The sequence below is a fragment of the Psychrosphaera aquimarina genome (assembly GCF_032461525.1).
In the GTDB taxonomy this organism is placed as follows: domain Bacteria; phylum Pseudomonadota; class Gammaproteobacteria; order Enterobacterales; family Alteromonadaceae; genus Psychrosphaera; species Psychrosphaera aquimarina.
In genome coordinates this window covers 1-26,134 of sequence record NZ_JAWCUA010000007.1, presented here as the reverse complement: position 1 = coordinate 26,134, position 26,134 = coordinate 1, and the positions used below count along the sequence as shown (strand labels likewise).

Sequence of the window (26,134 nt, the reverse complement as noted above, 5' to 3'; positions counted from 1 at the left end):
TTCTGTTTTGAAAAAACTCACGTTATCACTAATCGCCGTTATTTTATTTACCATTTATGCTTTAGGTTGGGGGTTAGATGAACTATTTTCTCAATATCAATCGAATGACCAAGAAACGATTAACGCCGATGAACTGTCTCCATATATCAGCTTGGGTAGGTATTTAGCTAAAAATATAGATCAGCAATCCAATACCCAACAATTTGTAGATAGTTGGGAGGATACTCAACAACTTTCTTTGACGGTTACCTCACTCGATGAATTTCAATTACCAATGTCATTGCAACAAAGTTTTAATCAAGGTGAACCTTTGATGCTTGAGTCAGATGAGAATATTTCAATACACTTCATTTTACCTAAACATCAACAAGTGATGACGTTAGTTGTAGAGCGAAGTTTAGTTTTTAAGGGCAATGATAAAATTAAAATAACCTTAACTCTGGTATTTTACTTAGGGATTATTTTCATTTTATTTATTTGGTTGTATCCACTAATCCGAGATCTGCAAGCCCTTAAACGCGGCGCTAAAGTGGTAGGTAATGGTGATTTAACCCATAGAATTAATATGCCAAAACGTTCATACATTACCGAAGTACAAGATGAATTTAACCGGATGGCTAATCGTATTGAGACCTTAGTGTCTGATAATGAAATGTTAGGTAATGCGGTTGCCCATGATTTAAGAACCCCATTGGCTAGACTGAGGTTTGGCATTGAAATGTTGCAAGACACGGATGATCACATCAAACGTAAAAAATACGAAAACCGAATGAACAACGACATCAACGAAATGGAAAAGTTGGTGGACGTTTTATTATGTTATGCCCGTTTAGAACAGAATATGGTCGCCATTGATAAACATGAATTAAACCTACTCAGTTCAATACATCAATGTGTTGATGCATTTAAAACGCCTGACAATAACAATAGTTGGGAGATTGAGGCGGTATCACCACCTTATTTGGTTTTAGCCGATGAAAAATACTTAAATATGTTAATCAATAATTTATTAAAAAATGCAGTTCAGTACAGTAAAAGTAAGATCAAGATCTCACTAGAACAGGTTGATGGGCAAGTTCATTTTTCTGTTGAAGATGATGGTGTTGGTATCCCAAGGCACAAAAGGCAGGATTTACTTAAACCTTTCTGCCGAGGCTCCGACTCAAATGAAATTACTGGTTTTGGTATGGGATTAGCCATCGTAGATAGGATAACCCAATGGCATAACAGTCAATTATTTATTGATGATTCGTTAACATTAGGTGGAGCTAAATTTACGGTTATATTTAGTCAACTGGCTAAAACCTAACTTTGTTACTTCCCAAGTTGATATCTATTGTAGTAATTTAACTTAATACACCTCAACATTGTTATTTACAGGGATAACAATTGATGAATAAAAACAATAAAACGTCACTATTTCAAGCAACATTATTAACACCGGCATTGTCTGAAACAGATGAACAATGGGCATTTGTTGTGTTACCAAAAGAAGTCAGTGAAACATTACCCAGACGTGGCAAGACAAGTATCGAAGGGACAATTAATGGACATGAATTTACTGCAACATTAGACCCTGATGGACAACTCAGTCATTGGTTGAAACTAGATCAACATATGCTCAAAGTCGCAGGTTTAGTGATTGGAGATCTTGTTACATTTGACATCAAGCCAATGGAACAAGAACCAGAACCAGAGGTACCAACGGATTTAGCCCAAGCACTTGCGGCAGATCCAGTTGCGAAAACAGTTTGGAATGATACAACAACAATAGCTCGGTTAGATTGGATACATTGGATTATCTCTGCTAAACAAACCAAAACTAGGGTTAAGCGCATAAACGATGCGTGTTCCATGTTAGCGTCGGGTAAACGTCGAGTGTGTTGTTTTGACCCATCAGGCTTCTACAGTAAAGCCTTGAATGCCCCTAAGCCGTATTAGTAAAATTTAAATAGCACCCTAGTTAACACTTGTAAGAACATCTTTCAGCTCTAACATCATTTTGTATATACTTTCACTCGACATTTCACTTGGATTGAAAATAGTAGAGTTAGAGTATTTTAAGTTTATGGGAGCAGATAAACTCGATTCTGGTACATATGCCATTGACCAATTACTAAAGACTCTTTGAGAAATCTCCTCATAATTCAATAAAATAATATTTGAATGTCGAGTGTCATTTAAAATTGTATGATAAGTTTCATTTATGCTAACTCGTCCACCTTCAAGACACTGTAAAAATTTATTTCTACTAAAATATAGCATTCCAGTAATATCTTTTTTGTCATTATTACTCTGAGCCTTAGTAAGGATTTTTTCTATTTCTTTAGGTGTGATGTCATTTGAAATAGTACTGGTGTAAATGATTCTCGAAAGCATATGTAAAGCCTAAAGTAAGTGATTTTATATATTATAGATGGTGTTAATTTTTTCGCAGAAAAGTTAATTTAAATAAAAAAATTGTTACTAAGAAATTTGCATATTGGAATCACCAACAAATGTACGCCCCAAATAATTTTAAACAAACTGATATTCGTGAACTCATAGCCATAATGCGTGAATACCCATTTGCTACTTTAATAACGCATTCTATTTCAGGCATCGAAGCAAATCATTTGCCTGTTACAATTGTTGAATCTGATGGAGGAATGGCTATTCATGCACACATTGCCAAAGCTAATAAACTTTGGCAGTCTGTCGAACAAGGGGCAGACGTATTACTTATATTTAATGGCCCTAACTGTTATGTTTCCCCCAATTATTACCCAACTAAAAAAGAAAATGGTAGAGCCGTACCAACATGGAATTATGTTGTCGTTCACGTTAAAGGTAATATTTCATTTATTCATGATGAACAATGGGTATACCGTATGCTCGACACGTTAACTAAAGAACATGAAGCAGAACAAATATCTCCTTGGTCAATTACAGATGCACCTGTGGAATATATCGACAAAATGTTATCTGCTATTGTCGGTATTGAAATTTCAATTGATGAAATAGAAGGTAAGTGGAAGTTAAGTCAAAACCAGCCGGATGTTAATAAGCTTGGCGTGATGCAACGTTTAATTGAAAACGGACAAGCTCAACAAGTTAAAATCAGTGAGTTAATTAATGATTTGCAATAAAACGTCGATATAGAAGTGATTATTTTACTTTCAATGGATGACAAGTGTTTAATTCAATCGAACAACCTATTTCAGCTAAAGTGGCAAGTACTAGCCACAATCAGGCGCAATCTGTAAATAATACGGATAACCAGAAGCGTATTGAAAATGATACTTCTGTGAGTCACCCGCCTAAAGTTGCTACATCAGTAACAAAAGATAAGTTACCGTTATCTGAGTCCAGTATTGAACAATGGCTATCTAAGGTATTATTAAGCCCGAGTGACACGTTAAGTTTTTCTAATACAGCAATCTCAAACAGCATGTCCTCAAGGCTCACTGAACGATATTTAGATTCAAATCTGAATGACTCACTTGAATCAGTTCAAGATAACTATTTACGCCTTTCCAAACAAAGTTTCACAATCACAGAATTTAAATACGTTGACCTTGAGAGAGATAGGGCGGCAAAAATTGCTGAATTGTCAAAATCGCACATTACACATTCAAAACAAGCTCATACACAAGTAAAAGAGATCTTATCTAACTTAGGTCGTTTAGATGAAGATGCACAACAATACTTAGCGAACAGTGAATATTACATTGAAGGTGAGATTAATAAATTAGAAAAATTAGCCTTGGCGTCTAAAGAAGAGAATAATTATTTTACCTTTGAAGTAAAGACGCAAGATGGGGATACGATATTTATAAAGTATCACAAACCGAATTTTGCACTTGCTGATTTAGACAGTATCAGTTTGCATTCAAACTTTTCTATCACGGTTGATGGTGATATCTCCGAAGAAGAACAGCACGCGTTAGAATCCTTGTATGAAAAGGCTTCCGTATTTATTGAAGATAACCTTGATACCATGCAATCTAATAACAAAGGATTTTCATTAGATAAGCTTGTGTTGGGGGATAGTTTCGATAGCAGTATATTAACTGGATTCGAAATTAACATGCAGAAAAATTTAAACAAGTCGAGTTACCACTATCAAATAGATAAGGCGAATCAAACTCAAACGTTAACCACGAGCATGCAACATGCTACCAAGCAGTTAAGTTACGACTTTTCATTAACAACTGGGTTAAATCAATCACAAGACAATGGCCAACTGGCTAAGAACATTGAGCAATTAAAAAAGGTATTAGACGACTCCAATGGATCTTTTGCCGGAAATAGCGGCCTAAACCAATATTTATTAGACAGTTATTCGTCACTTTTTACCAATATGGAAGCGGTTAATAATAACGACAGTGATAACCCAAATAAGGCTACTACGCTAAATTTGGTCAATGACCAGCTTTTAGGTCTAGAATATTCGCTGCCGTCGATGAACTTAATGAAGTTCAGCACCTTAATGGATTTTGAATTTACCTTATCCGTCATGTCTCGTTCAGGCTTAAAAACCTATGATACCCAAATTGATATGTCGCAAAATACCCAGGTTGAGACCGTAAACCAAACTAAAAAAATCACGCAATCAAAACAACTAGATGTGGAAAGTGAAATCGTTACTTATATTCCTAATAGTCTAGATGTGAAAAGCCATTCAAGAGATTACCACTGGGAACAGACATTAAGTGCGACCTTAGATAACGCAGGTAAATTATCTAACTATAAATCTATTAGTAATGAGTCGATTGAAGATATCAAAAAAAGAATTGAATCGAGCGGAAAGGTGTCTACTGAGATAAATTATAAAGAAAATTCAGCGTTATTAGATTTAAAGGTTTTGGATGATGTTATTAAAATCACAAAAGCTAATACCGCAGTAGAAGAGAACAAATCTATAGTTAAATTTAAAGATCAACGTCCGATAACCTTGTCACATGACAAACAGGTGTCGGCTTATTTAGAGGTTGAATCTTATAAGCTACCTTCAGGTAAAATAAGTTAACTTAGCGTTCTTAAGGTAGTCATTAAATAGGCAATAAAAAAGGAGCATTCGCTCCTTTTTTGCTTTAAGTTTAGATTATGTTATCTAACAGCAAGTGATTTGGTGAAATCTATAATACGGTTTTTGACTTGTTTGTTTAACCCTAAGGTAATTAAACTCGCAGCAATTAAGCCAATCAAAAATATGCCTTTGTAAATTTTAGCGCCAGTGAAAATAGCCACGGCTAATAACAAAGCCACATAACCTAAACTTAACATGCCCAGAAATAAGCATAATCCTTTTAAATCATCTCTCATGGTGAGTTCCTTTAGATAATTTTTAACAACCTTAAACAGCTTAACAAAAGTACAAAATTTTTCTTTAACATTTTAATTAATTGCTAAATACAATTGTAAACAAATATGAATGCATCAAGATTTGACTACTAATTAGCAACGTTAAGCATGATAAGGTTAAACACTAAGTGGCTTTTTCTGCGCTAATCGAAAGCTTCCCATCGGTATCAAAATTTAACAAAATTATGTCGTTCTCTCTATTGTCATTAAGTAAATGTTGATACTTTTTCGCAATCAAGTTTTGCTCAGAAAGGCTTTTGGCTTGCGAAAACTCTTCATTAAAGGGGGTTAACTTTTTCATCTCATTAACATGAGAGGCTAGGGCATTAACTGTATGTAATTCACGAGCCATAGCAGGTTTTTCTTCTAATGCTTGTTTGAACTGTGCTGCATAAGGATAATCATGGGGGAGTTGAATTTGTCCTAGGTTATCGTATTGAATAGTACTCGGAGGCTCAGGAATATTATTGTCCTTTAAAAACTGCGGCATTTTTTTCGAAAGGTGTTCCGTTATTGCGTCAACATTATCTTGAGAGGGCAATAAAAATACAACATCATTTAATCCCTTTACCCCTTCGTTGCCTTGTGGCGGCAAAACGTAGTCATCTAAATCTAACTTTTTATACCCTTTGTTGGTATTCATCGTAACTGAATTATCATCACGTTGATCAGAACTTAAAATTGATTTTGCCGTATTAGATATTGTTACGCTATCACCATAATGATGACTAGTTAAAGAAGATGCCGTGTTATTAGTAACTGTATTATCAAGCTTTGAAGCTGTGTTTTGGCTATGTTGATTATATGGCGTTTGGCTTACGTTATTAGAAAATAGCGAAGATAGTTGGTTTAAAATTGACATGCTCGATTCCTTTCATGTAACGATAAAGATAGTTTTGTCTGATGAATAAAGGGGTATTTGAACATGGAATAGCAAGGTATATACCAATAGAGTAAATGCATAAAAAAAGGGAACCACTTAGGTTCCCTTATTAAATATTTATAAAAACAAAGTCGTATTTACACTAAACCTTCTTCTGTTTTCACATGTTCTTTTTTGTGATTATCAGCAATTTCTTCAGCAAGCTCTTGGCGAGAACGTTTCTCTGTTAACTTACGATCTGTTAACCAGAAGAAAAATAAAGGCACAAAGAAGATAGCTAAGAACGTCGCTGCAATCATGCCACCCATAACACCAGTACCAACACTGTGACGAGCACCTGCGCCGGCACCAGAGCTAAACGCTAATGGCACAACACCTAAGATAAAGGCTAACGATGTCATAAGAATTGGTCTGAATCGTAAACGTGCGGCTTCTAATGCTGCACTGCTTGCACTCCAACCTTCTTGATATTTCATTAATGCATATTCCACAATTAATATGGCATTTTTACTGGCAAGCCCCAACAGGGTAACAAGGCCAATTTGGAAATAAACATCATTTGTTAAACCTGCAATCCAAACAGAAACAAGCGCACCAAATGTACCAAACGGTAGAGCAAGTAATACTGAAACCGGTAACGACCAACGCTCGTACAAGGCCGCTAAGATTAAAAACACCATGATAACAGCTAAACCTAACGCTAGACCCGTTGTGCCAGATGTTTGTTTTTCTTGGAACGCTGCGCCAGTCCATTCGTAAGTTAAATTAGGTGGTAATACTTCTTTTGCAATTCGCTCTAACTCAGCGATAGCTTGACCAGAACTGTACCCCGGAGCGGCACTACCTAATAGTTTAACCGCAGGTAAGTTATTGTATCTGTCTTGGCTATCGGGCCCACGACTAAACTTAATATCTGAAAACGCAGAGATAGGCACCATTTCACCAGAACTACTTTTTACGTAAATACGGCCAATATCTTCAGGTGAATTCCTAAATTCAGCTTCTGCAGACATAATAACCTGCCATGCACGACCAAACTTATTAAAGTCGTTTACATAATAAGTGCCTAAGTTGCCTGCTAATGCAGTAAATGCATCGCTAATATCAACACCCATAGCACGAGCTTGTTCACGGTCAACATCTACATTTAACTGAGGTGCATTTGGACGCCATAAAGTTTGTATACCACCTAAGATTGGGCTTTGTTGAGCAGCCCCCATAAGGAGCTGCATACCTTGTTTTAACTCTTCCGTACTATTGCTGCCTTTACTTTGCAGATACACTTCAAATCCACCTGTATTACCTAATCCCATTATTGCTGGTGGGTTAAACGCTAATACTAATGCTTCTTTGATGTGTGCGGTTTTCATAAACAATTCACCAACTAATGACGTTGTATCTTGTTCACGTTCGCTCCAGTCTTTTTGCGTTACAAATAAAGTGGCTGCGTTATTTTTATAACCACCACCAATAAAGTCAAAACCGGTAAAGGCCACAACATCTAGATTAGCCGGGTTAGATTTGGCCGCTGCGATAACTTCATTTGTTACTTTTTCAGTACGTTCTAAAGACGCGCCATCGGGTAAGAATATTGCGGAAATATAGAAACCTTGATCTTCGTCTGGTACCAATGAACCAGGCGTGTTTTTCCACATAACTCCGGTAATAGCGACCATTCCAACCACTAAGGTTAGGCCTAATAATCCACGGCGAACAAAGAAACTTACGCCACCAACATACTTACCGGTAATTGCGGTAAATACACGATTAAACCATAAGAAGAATCGAGCAGTTTGTTTGTGTTCTTGTTTTAATATCAACACACAAAGGGCAGGGGTCATCGTTAATGCCACGACACCTGATAAACTTACAGCAATTGAAATAGTGATAGCGAATTGACGGAATAACTCACCTGTTAACCCACCTAAGAAAGCAATTGGAACAAACACTGAACATAAAACTAATACGATAGCGATAACTGGACCACTGACTTCTTTCATCGCTTTAATAGAAGCATCACGTGCGTTTAAGCCTTCTTCGTGCATGATACGTTCAACATTCTCAAGCACAACAATCGCATCATCTACCACAATACCAATTGATAACACCATACCAAACAAGGTCAGAGTATTGATTGAATACCCCAACATATACAAACCAGCAAATGTACCAAGTAAGGATACCGGAACCGCTAAAATAGGAATTAATGTCGCGCGCCAGTTTTGTAGGAATAAGTAAACAACTAGGAAAACAAGTAACATAGCTTCTGCAAGCGTTTTTACTACTTCAGTAATAGATACTTCAACAAAACGTGTGGTGTCGTATGACGTAGAGTGCTCAAGTCCCATAGGGAATTGTTGTTTCACTTCTTCCATTACACGTTTAACTTCACCCGCAACATCTAACGCATTGGCGCCTGGATTAAGGAATACACCTAATAAAACCGCGTCTTTTCCGTTAAACGTCCCTTTAAAGTTGTAATCTTTAGAACCAAGTTCTACACGAGCGATATCTTTTAATCTTAACGAACTACCATCGGCATTAGCTCGAATGATAATCTCTTCAAACTCACTGGCATCGGTTAATCGTCCTTGTGCCGTAACGTTATAAACTAACTCTTGAGGTGAGCTTGATGTAGGTGTAGCACCAATTTTCCCCGCGGCATATTGCGAGTTTTGACTACTAATTGCCGCAGCCACTTCAGGCACAGTTACTTTTAATTGACTCATGATGTCTGGGCGTAACCAGATACGCATAGCATAATCACGGGCACCAAACACAGTCACACCTGTTGTACCTGGAATACGCTTGACTTGATCAAGTATATTTAAGGTCACGTAGTTAGACGTCCAAAGGCTTGAACGACTGCCATCTGGTGAGAAAAAGGCATGAATTTGTAAAAAGCTTGATGAGGCTTTTTCAACTTGTACACCTTGACGTCGGGTTTGTTCTGGTAATCGAGCTTCAACTTGTTTAACTCGGTTGTTGACGTTTACGGTTGCTTGGTCAACATCGGTTCCAATTTCAAAAGTAACAGAGATAGTAACAACACCAGAGCTTGAAGAACTTGATGACATATACATCATGCCTTCAACACCCGTTAGGGCATTTTCGATAGGCGCCGCAACGGTTTGAGACAGCACTTCAGCAGATGCGCCTGGGTAAACCGCAACCACTTGTACAACCGGCGGTGATATTTCTGGGTATTGTGAAATAGGTAAGCTGCGCATGGCGGCCAACCCAGCCAATACAATTATAATAGATATGACAAATGCAAAGATTGGTCTATCGATAAAAAATTTAGAAAACATACGTTATCCTTATTATTGAGCTTGGCTATTATCAGCTATGGCTACAGGCATACCCGGGAAGAAAATACGAGCCATTCCATCTACGATCACTTGGTCATTTTGTTTAAGACCTGAACGTATTACCCAATAATTATTAACTACACCGTCAACTTCTTGTTGAACCCATTCGCCTACTTTTACTGGCGCAGGAAGGGCAACGGTCATACCTTTATCATTAGGCGTTGCTAAATATACAAATTTACCAGTTCCATTATCTAACACGGCACGTTGTGGTACTAAATACGCATTTTTGCGAACGGCACCAGATAAAATTACACGTACAAATTGACCTGGACGTAAACTAAACTCTGGATTGGCGACAACCGCTTGTAATTCACTAGTACCTGTGGATTGATTAATACGGATATCACTGAAGTTAACTAAACCTGTGTGCGGGTACTGTGAACCATCTTGTAATTTGATGCTTGCTTTCCAATGGCCATCTTCAGGTAACGTAAGAGTTCCAGCTGCTTGGTCTGTACGCATTGCTAATTGCTCACGCTCTGACAAACCAAAACGTAAACGAATAGGGTCTAATTGTGTGATTTGACTTAATAACACTTCTGGACCAGTAATAAAGGTACCTTCAGAAACAAATTCTCTACCCATTACACCATTAACCGGTGATTGCACTTGAGCATAATCTAAGTTTAACTTGGCTTGTTCTAATTCGATATTGGCTTTATTCAATTCAGCCGTTGCTATTTCGACTGAAGCTTGAGCATTATCAAAGTCACTTTGTGAAATTGATTTATTGTCTTTTAGCTCTGAAAGACGAGCTACGTCTTTTTTAGCTTTAGATAATGTGGCTTTTGCACTTTGCAATACAGCATTGGCACGAGCAACCGCTAATTTATAAGGTTCAATATCGATTGTGAAAAGTGATTGACCTTTAGAAACCGGTTGACCTTCATCAAAGTTACGTGATGTTAAGATGCCACCAACACGAGCTCTCACTTCAATTTCTTTAGAACCTGAAAGGGTTGCTGGTAATTCAATATTAAAAGCCACATCTTGTGTGGTTGCTGACATTACCGAAACGCTCGCTGGAGGCATTCCACCATGTCCACCAGAAGCTGGGGCTTCACCACAGCCAATGATAAAAGTTGAAAAGGCTCCCAAAACAGCTAACTTTAGCGGGGTTAAAACAGTATGGTTTTTAATTGGCATATTGGTTCCAAACTTAATTTAAAAGTAAAATTAAAATAACGGTTAATCAAAAGTAAACGATAGTGTATACTAAAATTATTATGAGGTACACGGTGCCGTTTACTTTCTTTAGAATAATTTAACTAACTCTTAGTTAAACTGGTTCTAAGCTAAAGTTTGGATAGAAATAATTAAGGTAGTTTGATTTTTATGGAGCATTGCAATGCTAAACAAAGTGATATACTTCATGCCGCTATTGCAGAGTTTGCAAAATGTGGCGTGATGGGCACCACTATGGAACAAATTGCAAAAAGTGCTCAGGTTTCTAAACGTACCTTATATAAACATTACGCTAATAAAGATGAATTGTTTGATGAAGTTGTTGAATTACAATTAAATACCATTAGACGATTAAAAGACTTTCCTTACCACCCAAACATGCCTTTGTTCGATCAGCTAAAGTTATTGGCTAAAGAAGTGATCAAACTAACCCAAAATGAAGACTATCTTACGTTATCTCGTATCGTTATTATCGAGTCTATGCGCTCTAAAGAAGCGGCTGACAGAGTAAATGTTAAATTTACCGATTGTGAAAAAGGACTAACCGGTTGGTTTTCCTATGCTGAAAAAGCCGGTACATTGGGTGAGTTAACGGCCAAAACCGCAGGCACTATGTTTTACGGCAGTATTAAACAATTGATCTATTGGGAACAAGCAATTAAATGGCAACCGCCTCTTCCTCAGGAAGAGATTGAGTTATTGATTGATCAGGTTTGTCATGTATTTTCATTTGGCTTATCACCAAAAACACTCAATAAAATCTAGTTTTTAAAACATCCAAATATCGATAACCGCACACTTCCATCACAAATAACCCTTGGAATTATTTAAGGCTTATCAATCAGCCTATCTGTAACTTTCTTATAAATTGGCGACTCTGAACTGATTCCACTGATTATTAATTCAACATTAATAACTATTGTTATTGGAATAAACTCGATTTTATGTAGATTCGTAGCAATTAATCACAGGGCACTTTAGTTTTAATTGCAGTTGGTATACCTTTGACCACGATTAATAAGTCTAAGCAAAATCTTTAGCACTTATTCTAAGAACTAACAGCAAGAATTAACTTAGGAACGATAGATGAAAAATCTAAACGTATTTCGATTGCTATCTTTGATTGCAGCTGGATTTCTAGTCCAAGCCTGTGGCCAATCTGAGACGCAAAATATCGAAGTGGGCAGTGAGCAACTGACACTTGAAAGCATTTATAAAGATAAAACTTTTAGCGGAGAGCGTGGCACCTATTTTAGATGGTTAAAAGATGGGTCAGGTTACACCGTATTAGAAGAACGTGAAGGTGTATCTGAAGATTCAGAGCAAACTTCAGATGAAGAACACGGCATAAGCGGCAATGATATTGTTTTTTATAACCCAGATGCCACCGGTCGAAACGTACTGGTTGAATTTGAAAAACTGATCCCTAAAGGTGCAGAAGAACCTCTATCTATCGAAGATTATCAATGGTCTGAAGATGGTAAGTGGTTAATGGTATTTACCAACGGTAAAAAAGTTTGGCGCTCGCGTAGTCGCGGTGATTTCTGGGTATTAAACCTTGAAACGTCGGCTTTATATCAACTTGGTGGTGAATCACCAGAACCTTCAAAATTAATGTTTGCAAAATTTTCACCTGACAGTACACGTGTTGCTTATGTAAAAGACAACAATATTTACACTGAAAAAGTGGGTGATCAAACTATTACAGCCTTGACCACTGACGGTGATGAAAACACAGTTAATGGTAATTTTGACTGGGTGTATGAAGAAGAGTTTTCAATCCGTGATGGTTTCCGTTGGAGTCCTGACAGTGAAAATATTGCCTACTGGCAGTTAGATACCTCTGGTGTTAAATACTTCACTATGATCAACAACACTAAATCGTTATATCCTGAATTAACTGAATTCCCGTACCCTAAAGCCGGTGAGCAAAACTCCGCGGTTAAAGTGGGTGTTGTGAAGTTGTCAGATAAAAAAACACGTTGGGCTAATTTAGAAGGTGACAACCGCGACCGTTACATTCCAAGAATAAGCTGGACTGGTAACGGAAAAGAGTTATTGATCCAAGATGTTAATCGTCCACAAAATCACAATACGTTGTGGTTGTTTGATTGGGAAAACAACAAACTAGCTAATATCTTAGAAGACAAAGATGAGGCCTTTTTAGAATGGTTTTATGATGCAAACTGGTCAAAAGATGGCGAGTACTTTGTATGGCACAGTGAAAGAGACGGCTGGCGTCATCTTTATCGAGTTTCTCGTGACGGTAAAACGATTGTTGATTTAACGCCGGGCGAGTATGACATCGTTTCTATGTTAGCGATGAACGAAGAAAAAAATGCCATTTACTTTACCGCATCACCAGATGACCCAGGTCAAAGGTATTTATTTAAAGCTACATTAGATGGTTCTGCAAAACCGGTTCGTATTACACCAGAGCAACTTTCTGGTTCAAATTCGTATTACATGTCTGAAGACGCATCTTGGGCTATGCATACCCACTCTAGTTATGGCGTTCCATCGACCAAACAAATTGTTAAAGTGAGCGATCATTCAACGGTTAAAGTGTTAGTTGAGAACAAAGAACTTAAAGAAAAACTAGCCAAACTTGAATTACCAAAACACGAGTTCTTTAGCGTAGTTGCAAAAGACGGTACAGAATTAGATGGTTATATTATGTTCCCAGCGGACATGGATAAATCTAAAAAATACCCAATCGTATTTTATGTTTACGGCGAACCTTGGGGATCGACAGTGCAAGATCGTTGGGAAGGTGGAAACTATTTATACAAGTCTTTATTAACGCAAAAAGGTTTCATAGTCGCATCTGTGGATAATCGCGGAACCCGAGCACCTAAAGGTCGTGACTGGCGCAAATCAATTTATAAAAAAATTGGTATTGTAACCGTTCAAGATCAAGTTGATGCGTTAGAAGCTATGGCTAACCGTTGGTCTGTTATTGATACTGACCGTGTTGGCGTTTGGGGACATTCTGGTGGTGGTAGTTCAACATTGAACTTATTGTTCCGTCATGGTGATAAATTCCATGTGGGTATTGCCTCAGCACCGGTTCCTGATATCCGTTTATACGATACAATTTACCAAGAGCGTTATGCGGGCAACCCAAATGATGATCCAGAAAGCTATGACAACAGCTCACCTGTTCATTTTGCGAAAAACTTAACTGGTAAATTATTGTTAATTCATGGCACTGGAGATGACAATGTTCATTACCAAGGTTCTGAAAGACTGATCAATGAATTGGTAAAACATGACAAACAATTTGAGTTCATGTCTTATCCAAACCGTTCACATAGTTTACGTGAAGGCAAAGGAACGAGCTTACACAGAGCAAGATTGATGGTTAATTTCTTTGAGAAAAACCTGATTAAATAAGTTAATCAATAAACGTATTTAACTACGAATAATAAAGGCGACTAACTTAACCGTTAGTCGCCTTTTTATTTGCGTTGAACCTAGTTTCTAAAACCTAGCGTCAATAAACAATTTACTTTAAGCTAACGTCATAAAATTAAGTTAAAAAGGTTACGATTATGGATAAAGAAATAGAAATTCAAGCGGCGGTATTTCGTCGATTATTAGCGCATTTAGACAGCCGCAAAGATGTGCAAAATATTGAATTAATGAACTTAGCTGGTTTTTGTCGAAACTGTTTTTCAAAATGGACAGTGCAAGAGGCGGAAAAAATAAGTGTCGAAGTAGACATAGACACTGCCCGTGAACAAGTTTACGGTATGCCTTATTCGCAGTGGAAAGAACAACATCAATTACCTGCCACACCAGAGCAATTAGCGCGTTTTGAACTATTAAACGCCAAAAAATAATTAGGTTTCTGATAAAACGAGATATGAAAAAATGAATCAACTGCCTATTAAATTTAATTACAAATAAAACGCTAAACAATTTAGCAATTTCTCTAACTAATGCCATGCTAAGTATTCGTAATTAACTCGTAATAAAAGGAATTGGATTTGAACGCTGCTGATAAACCTTACGACGAAAACGCACGACTAAAAGCGCTATTTGAATACGATGTTTTAGATACTCAAGCAGAAAAAATATTTGATGATCTGACCGAGTTAGCTTCCGAGATTTGCGAAACACCCATTTCTCTAATTAGTCTAGTCGATCCAGATAGGCAGTGGTTTAAATCAAAGGTAGGTTTAGATGCAGAGTCAACTGATCGAGATATTGCATTTTGTTCTCATGCAATACTGCAAGACGATATTTTCGAAATACAAGATGCACTTAAAGATGAACGCTTTTTTGATAACCCACTTGTCACGTCTGCGCCAAATATTCGTTTTTATGCTGGTACCCCTTTAAGGACACCATCTGGTTATAAAATTGGTACTTTGTGCGTAATAAGCGACCACCCTAAAAAGTTAAGTGACAGACAAAAGAAGTCCCTCAAGTTATTAGGCCGTGAAGTTATTGCTCAATTAGAGATTAGAATGAGTAATATAAAGTTAGAGGTTGCGAATCAGTATAAAACAGAATTTTTATCAAATGTATCCCACGAAATACGCACACCATTAAACGCAATTATTGGTTTTTCAGAGTTGTTACTAGAAAACAAAGAGTTGAAGCAAGCTTTTTCGGAGCAGTATGATTTTATTGAAAAAATTGATTTTAGCGGTAAAAGATTATTAACGATTATTAACTCAGTGTTGGATTTAAGTAAAATTGAAGCTGGAAAAATGGAGTTAGAGCAAGTTAACTGTAATTTACTTGATTATATAAATAACATTTTTATGTCGCTGTCGGGTAAAGCGAAAGAAAAAAATATTAACTTTTCAAAAGTTGAGCATAACGATATACCGAAAATTATAATAATCGATGTATCAAAACTAGGACAAATATTAACGAATCTTATTGGAAATGCGATTAAATTCACAGACCCTGACAAATCCGTTCGATTAGAGCTTTGTATTATTGATAACATGTTAAATATTGTCATTGTTGATGAAGGGGTAGGAATAGAACTTGAAGATCTATCGTTATTATTTGATAAGTACTCGCGAGTTGGTAAAAGTAAAACTAATTTTGAAGGCACTGGTTTAGGATTATACATCACTAAAGGACTTGTTACTTTGATGGGCGGAACAATAAACCTTAAAAGTAAGCCTAATGTAGGCACTGAATTTCATGTTCAATTGCCTTTCAAATTACCTAATGATGAAGAGCTAATAAAACTAGAGGCTAAAAATGTCGACATTAGTATGTACAATCGTTTAACGCTACTTGTTGTTGAAGATAATATAGTGAATCAAATGGTTATTTCTGCAATGTTAAAATCACTAGGTATAAAGACAAGTGTGGTTGGCTCTGGAGAAGAAGCATTGGATAACTTAAAGTCTAATGAATACGAAATTATTTTAATGGACATTAATTTACCAGGTATAGATGGATTAGAGACAAGCCGTATGATCAAATCTATTAATCCAAATCAATACATATTTGCTTTAACAGCAGATGTGTACCGAAGTACTAGAGAAAAGAAATTATTTAATAACTTTCTTACTAAGCCTATTTTGCTAGAAGATTTAAAAATGGCGCTATCGGAAGCTATTGTAGAATTTAAGTGGTGAATTGCAGGTTAATAAGATAGACCGTTAATATGACGGCTTAAGTAGTGATGATTAGAATTCATCAATAAAACGTCACATTAACAGTTGTATTTTTACAAATTAGAGTTTTGTTCTTAACTCTAATAACTCAGGGAAAAAACTAATATCTAAAGCTTTTTTAAGGAAAGAAACGCCAGACGAGCCACCAGTGCCCATTTTATTGCCAATGATACGTTGTACGGTATACATATGTTTAAAACGCCATTGTTGGAATGCGTCTTCAATGTCCATAAGTTTTTCGGCTAATTCGTATAATTCAAAATGTTTATCGGCATTTCTGTAAACTTCTAACCACGCATTTAATACTGACTCATTACTCTGGTAAGGCTGGTTAAAGTCTCTTTCAACCATGTTTTGGTCAATTTTAAACCCTGAGCTTGCCATTATTTTAATGATCTCGTCGTAAATGCTCGGTGCATCTGAAATAGCAGATAACTCTTCGTGAACAGTAGGATTGCTGGCGTGCACTTTTATTAGTTCTTGGTTTTTATTGCCCAGTAAAAACTCCATCTTTCTGTAACCATAAGATTGGAAACCAGAAGAGTGCCCTAACGAGTCGCGGAACTTTAAATAATCAACAGGGGTTAACGTTGATAATATATTCCAAGATTGCGTAAGTTGAATAAAAATTTGTTTAACTCTAGAGATCACTTTAAAAGCCGGGCCAAACTCCGCTTGTTTTAGCATAGATATAGCTGAAGTTATTTCATGACCTGCTAATTTCAACCATAATTCACTGGCTTGATGGATTACAATAAACAACATTTCATCATGTTGATCAGACTGAGGTTGTTGAGCGGATAAGATTTTTTCTAAATTTAAATAGTCGCCATAAGACATATCATCTTTAAAATCTGTTTTTATTGAGTCTTCCATCTCGCGATAATTACTTGAATGTGGACATGACATACATTATTTCCTTTAAACCGATTAATTTATCTCATGTGAGTGAACATAAATTAATCATCTCTAATTGGTTTCTTAACTGTATTTTAACCTGCATAAGCAAAATTTAATAATGATAATAATTTTAGCTTTTGATAAATTTTACGAATGTGACAAAAGCTAGATAATTTCTTTACAGATTAAATTGACTAAGAACAAATATGACGTTAGTTTCAAGTTCAAAATCTAGTTACTGCTCATGATGTCTATTTCTTTGCTAAACAGACATTCCATTTATAAAGCAGAATATTAAAAATAATTATAATAAAAAGGTGTCATCCATGGCGGTTAGAGGTCAATTTTCATCTCGATTAGGATTTATATTAGCAGCGGCTGGGTCTGCTGTAGGTTTAGGTAATATATGGGGCTTTCCCACTCAAGTTGCCAGTAACGGTGGTGCTGCATTTGTACTGGTTTATTTAGTACTTACCTTTATTGTTGCTTATCCAATATTAATGGCTGAATTAGTGATTGGGCGACATTCGCAATCAAACATGGTTGATGCGTTAAAAAAGATATCTGCGGGTAACATAGCTAAAAAGATTGGCGCTGGCACAGGTTACTGGGCATTAATTGTTGTGAGTCTAATTCTCAGCTTCTACATGATAGTTGCGGGTTGGATGATTGCTTATATGTTTCAAGCGGCAACTGAAGTATTAGGCTGGTCTGCTGCATCTACTTGGTTAACGGACTTTTCAATTTCCAGAAATATTGTATTCAGTTTAGTTTTTGCCTTAATGACTATAGTGATTGTATCTCGTGGCGTTAGTAGCGGTATTGAAAAATGGTCAGGTCGATTAATGCCTATGTTATTAGTATTAATTGTATTGTTGATAATTTATGTGAGTATGCAAGCTGGTGCATCAGAAGGTTGGAAAGCCTACTTAGTACCGGACTTTTCTAAAATTCTAAATGGCGATTTAATACTAAGTGCAATGGGCCAAGCATTTTTCTCTTTATCATTGGGCGTAGGTTCAATGCTTGTTTACGGTTCGTATGTCAGTAAAAAAGAAAATCTTGTGTCTTTAGGTGCATCGGTTGCCTTAGTTGACGTTGGTATCGCTATTATGTCAGGTATGTTAATTATTCCTGCTATGTATGTAGCGCTTGCGAATGGTGTAACTATCTTTAATGAAGCTGGTCAATTAATAGGTGGAGATCAATTAATCTTTACTGTTATTCCTGCCTTGTTCGACACTATGGGTGGTGCTGGTGATTATGTTTCTTTTGTCTTTTTTGTATTAATGACAATAGCGGCATTAACCTCATCGATTTCAATGTTAGAAGTGCCAGTGGCTTTCACCATTGAAAGCACGAAGTTAGAACGAAAAGGTGCTTCTTGGGCGATCGGTATCTTTGTTGTTCTGATCAGCATGTTACTGATCTTCAACTTTGAAGTTTTATTTGGTTTAGTTATTTCTTTAACCACACAATATAGCCAACCTTTATTAGGCTTGATGTTGTGTATCTTTACCGGTTGGGTATGGAAACGAGATTCTATACTACAAGAAATTAAACAAGGTGCAGATGATGTAGAGTCATCTTTGTTTTGGAAGATCTGGCCTGGTTATGTTCGTTTTGTTTGCCCATCGCTCATTTTAGCTATGGCTTACCACACAATTTTTGTTGGCTAAGAAACATAAGGTATTTCTAAAATCAAAAACCGACAATCGTCGGTTTTTTTATGCCTATTATTTAGTTTGGTACAGATAATTTTAGTGGCCGTGACGAGAAAGGCGATATTGTTTAGGTGATAAACCCATTACGTTTTTAAATAAACGTGAGAAATAATAAGGGTCGTCATAACCTAATACTGCAGCAACATCTTTAATGGGTTTACTCGACCTGTCTAATAAACCACAAGCGTGTTGTATTTTAATTTCCAAAAAGTATTTCACTGGACTTATTCCTGTGGTGGTTTGAAACTTCTTCGCAAAATGAAATTTAGATAACCCCATGTATGAAGCCATTTCATCTAACGAAAGCTGTTTGGTAATATTCTCTTCCAAAAAGGCATTGAAGGTAATTAAGTTGAAATCTTTTTGCGGCGTAACATGCAAAGCAGGAAGTTGCATGGTTAACAAACTCAATATTTTTTTTAAGATGTTCGCCGCTAATATAAATGAGTTAAGTTGGTAACCTTGGTGGCGGGTTTCCATTAATTGTTCAAATTCATTCTTTATTTGTATTGGGTTTAATATTTGGATTTTTAATTGTGATTTATTTAAACCAATAATATCCATAAATTGCATAAACAAATGTCCATCCATATGCACCCAATAAATGCTCCAAGGATCTTTACTATCGGCTTTATAATGATGCGTAATTCCTTTGGGGATCATCAAAATGTCATTTTCCATTATAGTTTGATTATAGTGTGGTGAGCTGATTGTCCCTTTGCCTGCACAACAAAAAATTAACAAGTGGTCTGTATGCTCCAGCCTTTTAATTGCGTGGTTGTGGGCATTTTCGTAATAACCAAAAGCTAAAGGAAATAATCCACGGCTCACCACATTCAGTTCAAGTTGTTCAATCATAGGTTTCGGTATTAGATAACGAATACTAGACTTAGGTAGTGGCCAATTTGACGGAGCGCTCATAAATTCAACTCGATTAGTCATGTATGGCAAGATAGTCCATTAAAATAACAATTTAATCAATGTTAAATAGTTGGAAGCTCTGTTTTAATCAGCTCAATGAAATTTCCTTGTACTTAAAACTGTAAAACGCAGTAGCAAGAAATAACTAAATTATAAAAGGCATAAGCATGAAACAAGTACCTCTATTTATAAACGGCGAATGGGTGTCGTCAAAATCAACCCGCGTGATTGATGTTACAAACCCTGCAACTCAAGAAGTGATTGCTCAGGTACCTTGCGCGACAGCAGATGAAATGCAACAAGCTATTACCAGCGCTAAAGAAACGTTTAAAGTTTGGAAAGACAAACCAATCATGGAACGTGCTCGCATTATGATGCGTTATGCTGCTTTATTAAAAGAACATCAAGAAGAAATCGCAGGTATCATTTGTGAAGAGTTAGGTAAAACCCACGAAGATGCGATGGGCGATGTTTGGCGTGGTATTGAAGTGGTTGAACATGCAGCAAATATCCCTTCTATGATGATGGGCGAAACCGTTGAAAATGTTGCGACCAGTATTGATACATATAGCTATACACAACCTTTAGGTGTTTGTGTTGGTATTACGCCATTTAACTTCCCTGCAATGATACCGCTTTGGATGTTCCCACTATCAATTGCTTGTGGTAATACCTTTATCTTAAAGCCGTCTGAACAAGATCCATTATGTCCAACTCGTTTAGTAGAGTTGTTTGAAGAAGCTGGTGCACCAAAAGGTGTATTACAAGTGGTTCATGGTGATAAAGAACAAGTTGATATCTTATTACATGAAGAGTCAGTGAAAGCGATTTCATTTGTCGGTTCTGTTGGTGTTGGTCAATACATCTATAAAACAGGCACAGACAACATGAAACGTGTTCAATCCTTCTTAGGTGCTAAAAACCATATGGTGGTTATGCCAGATGCAAATAAAGCTGCAGTTATTAACAATATTGTTGGTGCATCGGTTGGCGCAGCAGGACAACGTTGTATGGCAATCTCTGTTGCCGTCTTTGTAGGGTCGGCCAAAGAATGGATACCTGAAATAAAAGAAAAATTAGCATCGGTACGTCCTGGTCATTACACCGACTCAGACGCGGCTTATGGCCCTCAAATAACTCCAGCGGCGAAGGATCGTATTGAAGCGTTAATTGAAACAGGTAAACAAGAAGGAGCCAATTGTGTTTTAGATGGGTCTAACTTTACCGTGGCTGGTTTTCCAAATGGGAACTGGGTTGGTCCAACGATGTTTACAGATGTGACGACTGAGATGGAAATTTACAAACAAGAAATTTTTGGCCCAGTATTTTTAACCATGAACGTCGATACATTGGATGATGCGATTAGTTTGATTAATTCAAATCCATACGGTAACGGCACGTCAATATTCACATCGTCAGGTTTTGCAGCGCGTAAATATCAGCATGAAATCGAAGTTGGTCAAGTTGGTATTAATATTCCAATTCCAGTTCCATTACCATTCTTTTCATTTACGGGTTGGAAAGGTTCTTTTGCAGGCGATCAACATGCCTACGGTAAACAAGCCGTTAAGTTTTATACAGAAACTAAAACCATTACAGCACGTTGGTATGATGATCACGCTGATGAGTCAGCTGATGCGGGTCCTAACATGTCAATTGCTCTTAAATAAAGATAAATGTAACTTGCCGCATTGTTGTTAAGTGTCATAAACACAGTGCGGTAGTACACCGAATAATAAATAACGAATAATAAAATAAGTCGGATCTTTCATGAATTTTAATTTAAATGACGATCAAAAAGCGTTTGTTGATGTTGCTAAACAGTTTTCGGATGCAGAGTTACTGCCAAACGCAGCAAAATGGGATGCAGAACATATCTTTCCAAAAGATGTGATGGCCAAAGCTGGGGAGCTAGGTTTTTGCGGTTTATATTCACCGGAAGACGCTGGTGGTATGGGGTTATCCCGGTTAGATGCTTCGTTAATATTTGAGCAACTCGCCATGGGGTGTACAGCCACTACGGCTATGCTCACAATTCACAACATGGCAACTTGGATGATAGCAACTTGGGGGACCGACACAGTTAAACAACAATGGTGCCCAGGATTAGTCATGGGAGAACAATTAGCTTCTTATTGCTTAACAGAACCTGGGGCGGGGTCCGATGCAGCTTCATTAACGACTTCTGCTAAACATGATGGCGATGAATATGTCATTAACGGTTCCAAGATGTTTATCTCTGGCGCGGGCGAAACTGACGTTTTAGTAGTGATGGTAAGAACTGGTGAAGCTGGCGCAAAAGGCATTTCTGCAGTTGTTGTCCCTGCTGATGCTGAAGGTGTCATATATGGTAAAGCAGAAGAAAAACTCGGTTGGAATGCGCAACCAACAAGATTAATAACGTTTGATAATGTACGTATACCACTTGCCAATTTACTTGGTGAAGAAGGCCAAGGTTTTTCTTTTGCTATGAAAGGGTTAGATGGTGGTCGAATTAATATTGCAACTTGTTCAATTGGTACGGCCCAGCAAGCATTAGATACCGCATTAAATTACATGAAAGAACGTGTGCAATTTGGCAAACCGTTAGCGGCATTTCAAGCTTTACAATTTAAACTGGCCGACATGGCAACAGAACTGGTCGCCGCCAGACAAATGGTGAGACTAGCTGCATTTAAATTAGATCAAAATGATCCAGAAGCAACGGCTTATTGCGCCATGGCAAAGCGTTTTGCTACCGACATTGGTTTCCAAGTCTGTAATGAAGCACTGCAATTACATGGTGGATATGGCTATATCAAAGAATATCCACTTGAACGTCATTTTAGAGATGTACGTGTACATCAAATCCTTGAAGGGACTAACGAGATCATGCGTTTGATTATTGCTAGACGATTATTAGACGAAGCTGCAGGGCCAATACTATAGATCTTAATCTGTAACAGCTTTAGCTATAACGATAAGAAATAAGGAACAATTATGTCAGATTTACTTAAATTAAAAATAGATGGGCACATAGCTCAAATCACTATCGCTAACCCTCCAGCCAATACTTGGACATTTGATTCATTAAGCGAATTAAAATCATTAGTTGAAGCCTTAAACATAAATAAAGCCGTTTATGCTTTAGTGATCACCGGGGAAGGTGACAAGTTTTTTTCTGCCGGTGCGGACTTAAACGTGTTTGCTGACGGTGATAAAGGCGTTGCCTCTGACATGGCAAGAGTATTTGGTGCCGCTTTTGAAGCACTACGTGATTTCCAAGGTGTATCTATTGCCGCAATTAATGGTTATGCCATGGGCGGTGGATTAGAAGTTGCGTTAGCTTGTGATATTCGAATTTGTGAAGAGCAAGCTCAAATGGCATTGCCTGAAGCAAAAGTAGGTTTGTTACCTTGTGCTGGTGGCACACAAAACTTATCTTGGTTAGTGGGTGAAGGTTGGGCAAAACGTATGATCTTATGTGGTGAACGCATTAAGTCAGACGTGGCGTTAAAAATTGGTTTAGTTGAAGAAGTCGTTGCCAAAGGTGAGTCGTTAAATGCAGCGATGAAATTAGCCGAACAAACGGCAGAACAAAGTCCAACTTCAATTACCGCTTGTAAAACACTTATTCAAGCAGGCAGAAGTGGCAATATAAATGCGGCGTTGCCATTAGAACGTGAAATGTTTGTTGGCTTATTTGACAGTAAAGATCAAAAAGAGGGCGTGAATGCCTTTTTACAAAAACGTAAGCCGACTTGGTTAAACGAATAGTAGATATAGCAGTTCGTAGTCTTTTAAATAAAAGTCTTTTAAATAGAAAGCCTTGTAAATAGTAAGTTTGTAGGTCGTAGGCCTTTTAGGAAAAAATATGTCTAACCTTGTTTTATTTATAGAGCTAGAGTCGGTATCTGATAAAAAAATTGGTGTCGCCACATTAAACTCTGAAAAATCACTAAATGCACTTAGCCTAGATATGGTTAACCTTTTAATGCCTCAGTTACTCGCATGGCAAGCAGATAAAGACATCGCTATGGTGATGTTAGAAGGTGCCGGTGAAAAAGCATTTTGTGCCGGTGGGGATGTCGTTCAATTATATAACTCAACGGTAGCAGCAGGAAAAGGTAACTATTCAATAGAAGTAGAAGAGTTCTTCACAAAAGAGTACGAGCTTGATCACTTAATCCATACTTATACTAAACCTATTTTATTATGGGGACATGGCATAGTCATGGGCGGCGGACTTGGTTTGTTGGCTGGCGCAAGTCATCGAGTCGTGACAGAAAAATCAAGAATAGCAATGCCAGAGATCACCATTGGTTTATACCCTGATGTCGGTGGAAGTTATTTCTTAAATAGAATGCCTGCAGGTTGTGGCTTATTTTTAGGATTAACCGGAGCTTCTATCAATGCAGCAGATGCGAAGTTTGTTAATTTAGCGGATTACTTTATTAGTGCTGAGCATAAAATTGATTTAATCGAAGAGTTGTTATTAGTGAATTGGGAAAGTCTGGACAGATTAAATCATCAAAAACTCTCACAATTATTAGCTAAGTTTGAAAAACAAGATGAAAGCTTGATCCCTGAAGGAAACTTACACCGCTTTGCACCACTATTAACTGAATTAGACGAATGTGAAATAGTTGAAGCCGCAGTGGTTAAAATTTTGGATCAACAAATAGAAGATAAGTGGTTTAATAAAGCGCAATCCTCTTTAGCTCATGGCAGTGCATTAACCGCGCATATAATCCATCGCCAATTATCAGTTGGTAAAAATCTATCAATTGCAGACTGTTTTCGCTTAGAGCTTGGACTATCTGTTCAATGTTCGGCTATTGGTGAATTTGCCGAGGGAGTACGTGCACTATTAATAGATAAAGACAATAAACCTCAGTGGCACTTTAATACCGTACATGACGTTGATGAAGAATCTGTAAATAACATGTTTGTTTCACCTTGGTCTTCTGACAAACATCCGTTAAAAAATTTAGGCAACTAGATTGTCTAGTTTGTTAAGACAATCCCCTTAGAACAAATAAAGAGAATTTTAACATGGCAAATATCGCATTTTTTGGATTAGGTAATATGGGCGGCCCAATGGCTGCTAATTTAATACAAGCAGGTCATCACGTTTGTGTGTTTGATTTGTTCCCAGCAGCGGTTGAAAAATTAGTAACACTTGGTGCGACGACAGCTGAAACGCCAACGCTTGTTGTTAAAGATGCCGATGTTGTAATTTCTATGTTACCAGCAGGTAAACATGTCTATGACTTGTATTTAGGAAATAATGGTTTAGCTGAGGTTTTAACAGCGGAAACATTGGTTATAGATTCTTCAACTATCGACTCTGCCACCGCTATTAAAACAGCAGAAGGCTTAAAAGCGCATAATATTCATTTCATTGATGCACCTGTATCGGGTGGTGTAGCTGGAGCAACTGCTGGTACCTTAAGTTTTATGGTAGGTGGTTCAGAACAAAACTTTGCAGTAGCAAAACCTTTTTTAGATGTGATGGGCAAAAATATCTTCCATGCAGGAGAGGTTGGTGCAGGGCAAGTTGCTAAAGTTTGCAACAACATGTTGTTAAGCATTTTGATGGTTGGTACGTCTGAAGCAATACAGTTAGGGATCGACAATGGCTTAGATCCAAAAGTGTTATCTGAAATTATGTCTAATAGCTCGGGCAGTAACTGGACATTGGAAGTCTATAATCCTTGTCCAGGCGTTAGTGAAGGGGTGCCATCTTCGAATGATTATAAAGGTGGCTTTATGACTGACTTAATGGCAAAAGATTTAGGCTTGGCAATGGATACCGCCGTTCAGTCAAATTCATCCACTCCTTTAGGTGCATTAACAAGAAATTTATACGCATTACATCAAAAAGCAGGAAATGGTAAAAAAGACTTTTCGAGCATCTTTCAGCAATTCAGTGCTAACGATGCTTAAAAATTAGCCTAAATCGTATATAAGTGAATAAATAGAAATATATTCATCATTAAAATTGCCAAAGCCTGGAACTTAACTATAGTTAATTTCCGGACTTTTTTAGTGGAAGAGCAAAGAATATGACGCTGTTCGGTTCACTTATACAGCGGTTTGTGTGTTTATTGTTCGGTTAAACGTTTTTTGTAATTTATTTGCAATAAAGGGTTGCGCCGAAAACAAAAC

The 26,134-nt window shown here is 37.2% G+C and carries 21 protein-coding genes; 14 read left to right on the top strand and 7 right to left on the bottom strand.

Annotated elements, in window-relative coordinates; genetic code table 11:
- Nucleotides 1-7: 7 nt before the first annotated feature.
- Both RT723_RS06735 and RT723_RS06730 read left to right on the top strand, forming a co-directional pair.
- The gene (locus tag RT723_RS06735; protein ID WP_315946414.1) at nucleotides 8-1,309 is read left to right on the top strand and encodes an ATP-binding protein; all 1,302 of its coding nucleotides are present in this window, start codon (nucleotides 8-10) and stop codon (nucleotides 1,307-1,309) included.
- 83 nt (nucleotides 1,310-1,392) lie between these two features.
- The gene (locus RT723_RS06730) at nucleotides 1,393-1,941 is read left to right on the top strand and encodes a YdeI/OmpD-associated family protein (protein WP_315946413.1); all 549 of its coding nucleotides are present in this window, start codon (nucleotides 1,393-1,395) and stop codon (nucleotides 1,939-1,941) included.
- Nucleotides 1,942-1,959: 18 nt separating this feature from the next.
- Here the strand turns inward: RT723_RS06730 and RT723_RS06725 are convergent, their stop codons facing one another.
- Nucleotides 1,960-2,379 carry a BLUF domain-containing protein gene (locus RT723_RS06725; protein WP_315946412.1) on the bottom strand — a complete coding sequence of 140 codons (420 nt, stop codon included), beginning with the start codon at nucleotides 2,377-2,379 and terminating at the stop codon, nucleotides 1,960-1,962.
- 119 nt (nucleotides 2,380-2,498) lie between these two features.
- Here RT723_RS06725 and RT723_RS06720 point away from each other — a divergent pair, with 119 nt between their 5' ends.
- Together RT723_RS06720 and RT723_RS06715 are read left to right on the top strand one after the other, a co-directional pair.
- Nucleotides 2,499-3,128 (top strand): FMN-binding negative transcriptional regulator, encoded by a 630-nt coding sequence (locus RT723_RS06720; protein WP_315946411.1) that lies wholly within the window; start codon nucleotides 2,499-2,501, stop codon nucleotides 3,126-3,128.
- 44 nt (nucleotides 3,129-3,172) lie between these two features.
- Nucleotides 3,173-5,011, top strand: a complete 1,839-nt coding sequence (locus RT723_RS06715) for a hypothetical protein (protein WP_315946410.1) — start codon at nucleotides 3,173-3,175, stop codon at nucleotides 5,009-5,011.
- Between the two features lie 80 nt (nucleotides 5,012-5,091).
- Here the strand turns inward: RT723_RS06715 and RT723_RS06710 are convergent, their stop codons facing one another.
- The 4 genes from RT723_RS06710 to RT723_RS06695 form a co-directional block, all read right to left on the bottom strand.
- Nucleotides 5,092-5,307, bottom strand: a complete 216-nt coding sequence (locus RT723_RS06710) for a hypothetical protein (protein WP_216054386.1) — start codon at nucleotides 5,305-5,307, stop codon at nucleotides 5,092-5,094.
- Nucleotides 5,308-5,470: 163 nt separating this feature from the next.
- Complete coding sequence (locus tag RT723_RS06705; protein ID WP_315946409.1) at nucleotides 5,471-6,208, bottom strand: hypothetical protein; 738 nt, start codon at nucleotides 6,206-6,208, stop codon at nucleotides 5,471-5,473.
- Nucleotides 6,209-6,366: 158 nt separating this feature from the next.
- Complete coding sequence (locus RT723_RS06700; protein WP_216054384.1) at nucleotides 6,367-9,540, bottom strand: efflux RND transporter permease subunit; 3,174 nt, start codon at nucleotides 9,538-9,540, stop codon at nucleotides 6,367-6,369.
- A gap of 12 nt (nucleotides 9,541-9,552) precedes the next feature.
- Nucleotides 9,553-10,749 (bottom strand): efflux RND transporter periplasmic adaptor subunit, encoded by a 1,197-nt coding sequence (locus tag RT723_RS06695; RefSeq protein ID WP_315946408.1) that lies wholly within the window; start codon nucleotides 10,747-10,749, stop codon nucleotides 9,553-9,555.
- Nucleotides 10,750-10,938: 189 nt separating this feature from the next.
- Between RT723_RS06695 and RT723_RS06690 the strand changes: the two genes are divergently transcribed.
- The 4 genes from RT723_RS06690 to RT723_RS06675 all read left to right on the top strand — a co-directional run bounded on the left by RT723_RS06690 (nucleotide 10,939) and on the right by RT723_RS06675 (nucleotide 16,400).
- On the top strand, nucleotides 10,939-11,553 hold the full coding sequence (locus RT723_RS06690) for a TetR/AcrR family transcriptional regulator (RefSeq protein WP_315946407.1): 615 nt from the start codon (nucleotides 10,939-10,941) through the stop codon (nucleotides 11,551-11,553).
- Nucleotides 11,554-11,874: 321 nt separating this feature from the next.
- Complete coding sequence (locus tag RT723_RS06685; RefSeq protein WP_315946406.1) at nucleotides 11,875-14,184, top strand: S9 family peptidase; 2,310 nt, start codon at nucleotides 11,875-11,877, stop codon at nucleotides 14,182-14,184.
- Nucleotides 14,185-14,342: 158 nt separating this feature from the next.
- Nucleotides 14,343-14,633, top strand: a complete 291-nt coding sequence (locus RT723_RS06680; RefSeq protein ID WP_315946405.1) for a DUF1244 domain-containing protein — start codon at nucleotides 14,343-14,345, stop codon at nucleotides 14,631-14,633.
- 147 nt (nucleotides 14,634-14,780) lie between these two features.
- Nucleotides 14,781-16,400: a GAF domain-containing hybrid sensor histidine kinase/response regulator gene (locus RT723_RS06675; protein ID WP_315946404.1), complete on the top strand. Its 1,620-nt coding sequence runs from the start codon at nucleotides 14,781-14,783 to the stop codon at nucleotides 16,398-16,400.
- A 99-nt stretch (nucleotides 16,401-16,499) separates the two neighbouring features.
- Here the strand turns inward: RT723_RS06675 and kynA are convergent, their stop codons facing one another.
- On the bottom strand, nucleotides 16,500-17,348 hold the full coding sequence (gene kynA / locus RT723_RS06670; protein ID WP_315946403.1) for a tryptophan 2,3-dioxygenase: 849 nt from the start codon (nucleotides 17,346-17,348) through the stop codon (nucleotides 16,500-16,502).
- Nucleotides 17,349-17,665: 317 nt separating this feature from the next.
- Between kynA and RT723_RS06665 the strand changes: the two genes are divergently transcribed.
- Nucleotides 17,666-19,018 carry a sodium-dependent transporter gene (locus tag RT723_RS06665; protein ID WP_315946402.1) on the top strand — a complete coding sequence of 451 codons (1,353 nt, stop codon included), beginning with the start codon at nucleotides 17,666-17,668 and terminating at the stop codon, nucleotides 19,016-19,018.
- An 81-nt stretch (nucleotides 19,019-19,099) separates the two neighbouring features.
- Here the strand turns inward: RT723_RS06665 and RT723_RS06660 are convergent, their stop codons facing one another.
- Nucleotides 19,100-20,005 (bottom strand): helix-turn-helix transcriptional regulator, encoded by a 906-nt coding sequence (locus RT723_RS06660; protein ID WP_315946401.1) that lies wholly within the window; start codon nucleotides 20,003-20,005, stop codon nucleotides 19,100-19,102.
- A gap of 146 nt (nucleotides 20,006-20,151) precedes the next feature.
- Here RT723_RS06660 and RT723_RS06655 point away from each other — a divergent pair, with 146 nt between their 5' ends.
- From RT723_RS06655 to mmsB, 5 genes are all read left to right on the top strand, one after another.
- Nucleotides 20,152-21,654, top strand: coding sequence for a CoA-acylating methylmalonate-semialdehyde dehydrogenase (locus RT723_RS06655; protein WP_315946400.1), 1,503 nt, complete (start codon nucleotides 20,152-20,154; stop codon nucleotides 21,652-21,654).
- A 100-nt stretch (nucleotides 21,655-21,754) separates the two neighbouring features.
- On the top strand, nucleotides 21,755-22,912 hold the full coding sequence (locus RT723_RS06650) for an acyl-CoA dehydrogenase family protein (protein WP_315946399.1): 1,158 nt from the start codon (nucleotides 21,755-21,757) through the stop codon (nucleotides 22,910-22,912).
- 51 nt (nucleotides 22,913-22,963) lie between these two features.
- The gene (locus RT723_RS06645; RefSeq protein WP_216054373.1) at nucleotides 22,964-23,740 is read left to right on the top strand and encodes an enoyl-CoA hydratase; all 777 of its coding nucleotides are present in this window, start codon (nucleotides 22,964-22,966) and stop codon (nucleotides 23,738-23,740) included.
- 97 nt (nucleotides 23,741-23,837) lie between these two features.
- Nucleotides 23,838-24,965 carry an enoyl-CoA hydratase/isomerase family protein gene (locus RT723_RS06640; RefSeq protein ID WP_315946398.1) on the top strand — a complete coding sequence of 376 codons (1,128 nt, stop codon included), beginning with the start codon at nucleotides 23,838-23,840 and terminating at the stop codon, nucleotides 24,963-24,965.
- 53 nt (nucleotides 24,966-25,018) lie between these two features.
- On the top strand, nucleotides 25,019-25,912 hold the full coding sequence (gene mmsB, locus RT723_RS06635) for a 3-hydroxyisobutyrate dehydrogenase (RefSeq protein ID WP_315946397.1): 894 nt from the start codon (nucleotides 25,019-25,021) through the stop codon (nucleotides 25,910-25,912).
- Nucleotides 25,913-26,134 lie beyond the last annotated feature (222 nt).

Excerpts from the sequence above, each read along its gene's own strand:
- RT723_RS06700 (WP_216054384.1), bottom strand. The coding sequence starts at position 9,540 with ATGTTTTCTAAATTTTTTATCGATAGACCAATCTTTGCATTTGTCATA.
- RT723_RS06695 (WP_315946408.1), bottom strand. The coding sequence starts at position 10,749 with ATGCCAATTAAAAACCATACTGTTTTAACCCCGCTAAAGTTAGCTGTT.
- RT723_RS06650 (WP_315946399.1), top strand. The coding sequence starts at position 21,755 with ATGAATTTTAATTTAAATGACGATCAAAAAGCGTTTGTTGATGTTGCT.
- kynA (WP_315946403.1), bottom strand. The coding sequence starts at position 17,348 with ATGTCATGTCCACATTCAAGTAATTATCGCGAGATGGAAGACTCAATA.
- RT723_RS06730 (WP_315946413.1), top strand. The coding sequence starts at position 1,393 with ATGAATAAAAACAATAAAACGTCACTATTTCAAGCAACATTATTAACA.
- RT723_RS06710 (WP_216054386.1), bottom strand. The coding sequence starts at position 5,307 with ATGAGAGATGATTTAAAAGGATTATGCTTATTTCTGGGCATGTTAAGT.
- RT723_RS06645 (WP_216054373.1), top strand. The coding sequence starts at position 22,964 with ATGTCAGATTTACTTAAATTAAAAATAGATGGGCACATAGCTCAAATC.
- RT723_RS06705 (WP_315946409.1), bottom strand. The coding sequence starts at position 6,208 with ATGTCAATTTTAAACCAACTATCTTCGCTATTTTCTAATAACGTAAGC.
- RT723_RS06690 (WP_315946407.1), top strand. The coding sequence starts at position 10,939 with ATGGAGCATTGCAATGCTAAACAAAGTGATATACTTCATGCCGCTATT.
- RT723_RS06665 (WP_315946402.1), top strand. The coding sequence starts at position 17,666 with ATGGCGGTTAGAGGTCAATTTTCATCTCGATTAGGATTTATATTAGCA.
- RT723_RS06685 (WP_315946406.1), top strand. The coding sequence starts at position 11,875 with ATGAAAAATCTAAACGTATTTCGATTGCTATCTTTGATTGCAGCTGGA.
- RT723_RS06720 (WP_315946411.1), top strand. The coding sequence starts at position 2,499 with ATGTACGCCCCAAATAATTTTAAACAAACTGATATTCGTGAACTCATA.
- RT723_RS06655 (WP_315946400.1), top strand. The coding sequence starts at position 20,152 with ATGAAACAAGTACCTCTATTTATAAACGGCGAATGGGTGTCGTCAAAA.
- RT723_RS06725 (WP_315946412.1), bottom strand. The coding sequence starts at position 2,379 with ATGCTTTCGAGAATCATTTACACCAGTACTATTTCAAATGACATCACA.
- mmsB (WP_315946397.1), top strand. The coding sequence starts at position 25,019 with ATGGCAAATATCGCATTTTTTGGATTAGGTAATATGGGCGGCCCAATG.
- RT723_RS06660 (WP_315946401.1), bottom strand. The coding sequence starts at position 20,005 with ATGACTAATCGAGTTGAATTTATGAGCGCTCCGTCAAATTGGCCACTA.
- RT723_RS06680 (WP_315946405.1), top strand. The coding sequence starts at position 14,343 with ATGGATAAAGAAATAGAAATTCAAGCGGCGGTATTTCGTCGATTATTA.
- RT723_RS06640 (WP_315946398.1), top strand. The coding sequence starts at position 23,838 with ATGTCTAACCTTGTTTTATTTATAGAGCTAGAGTCGGTATCTGATAAA.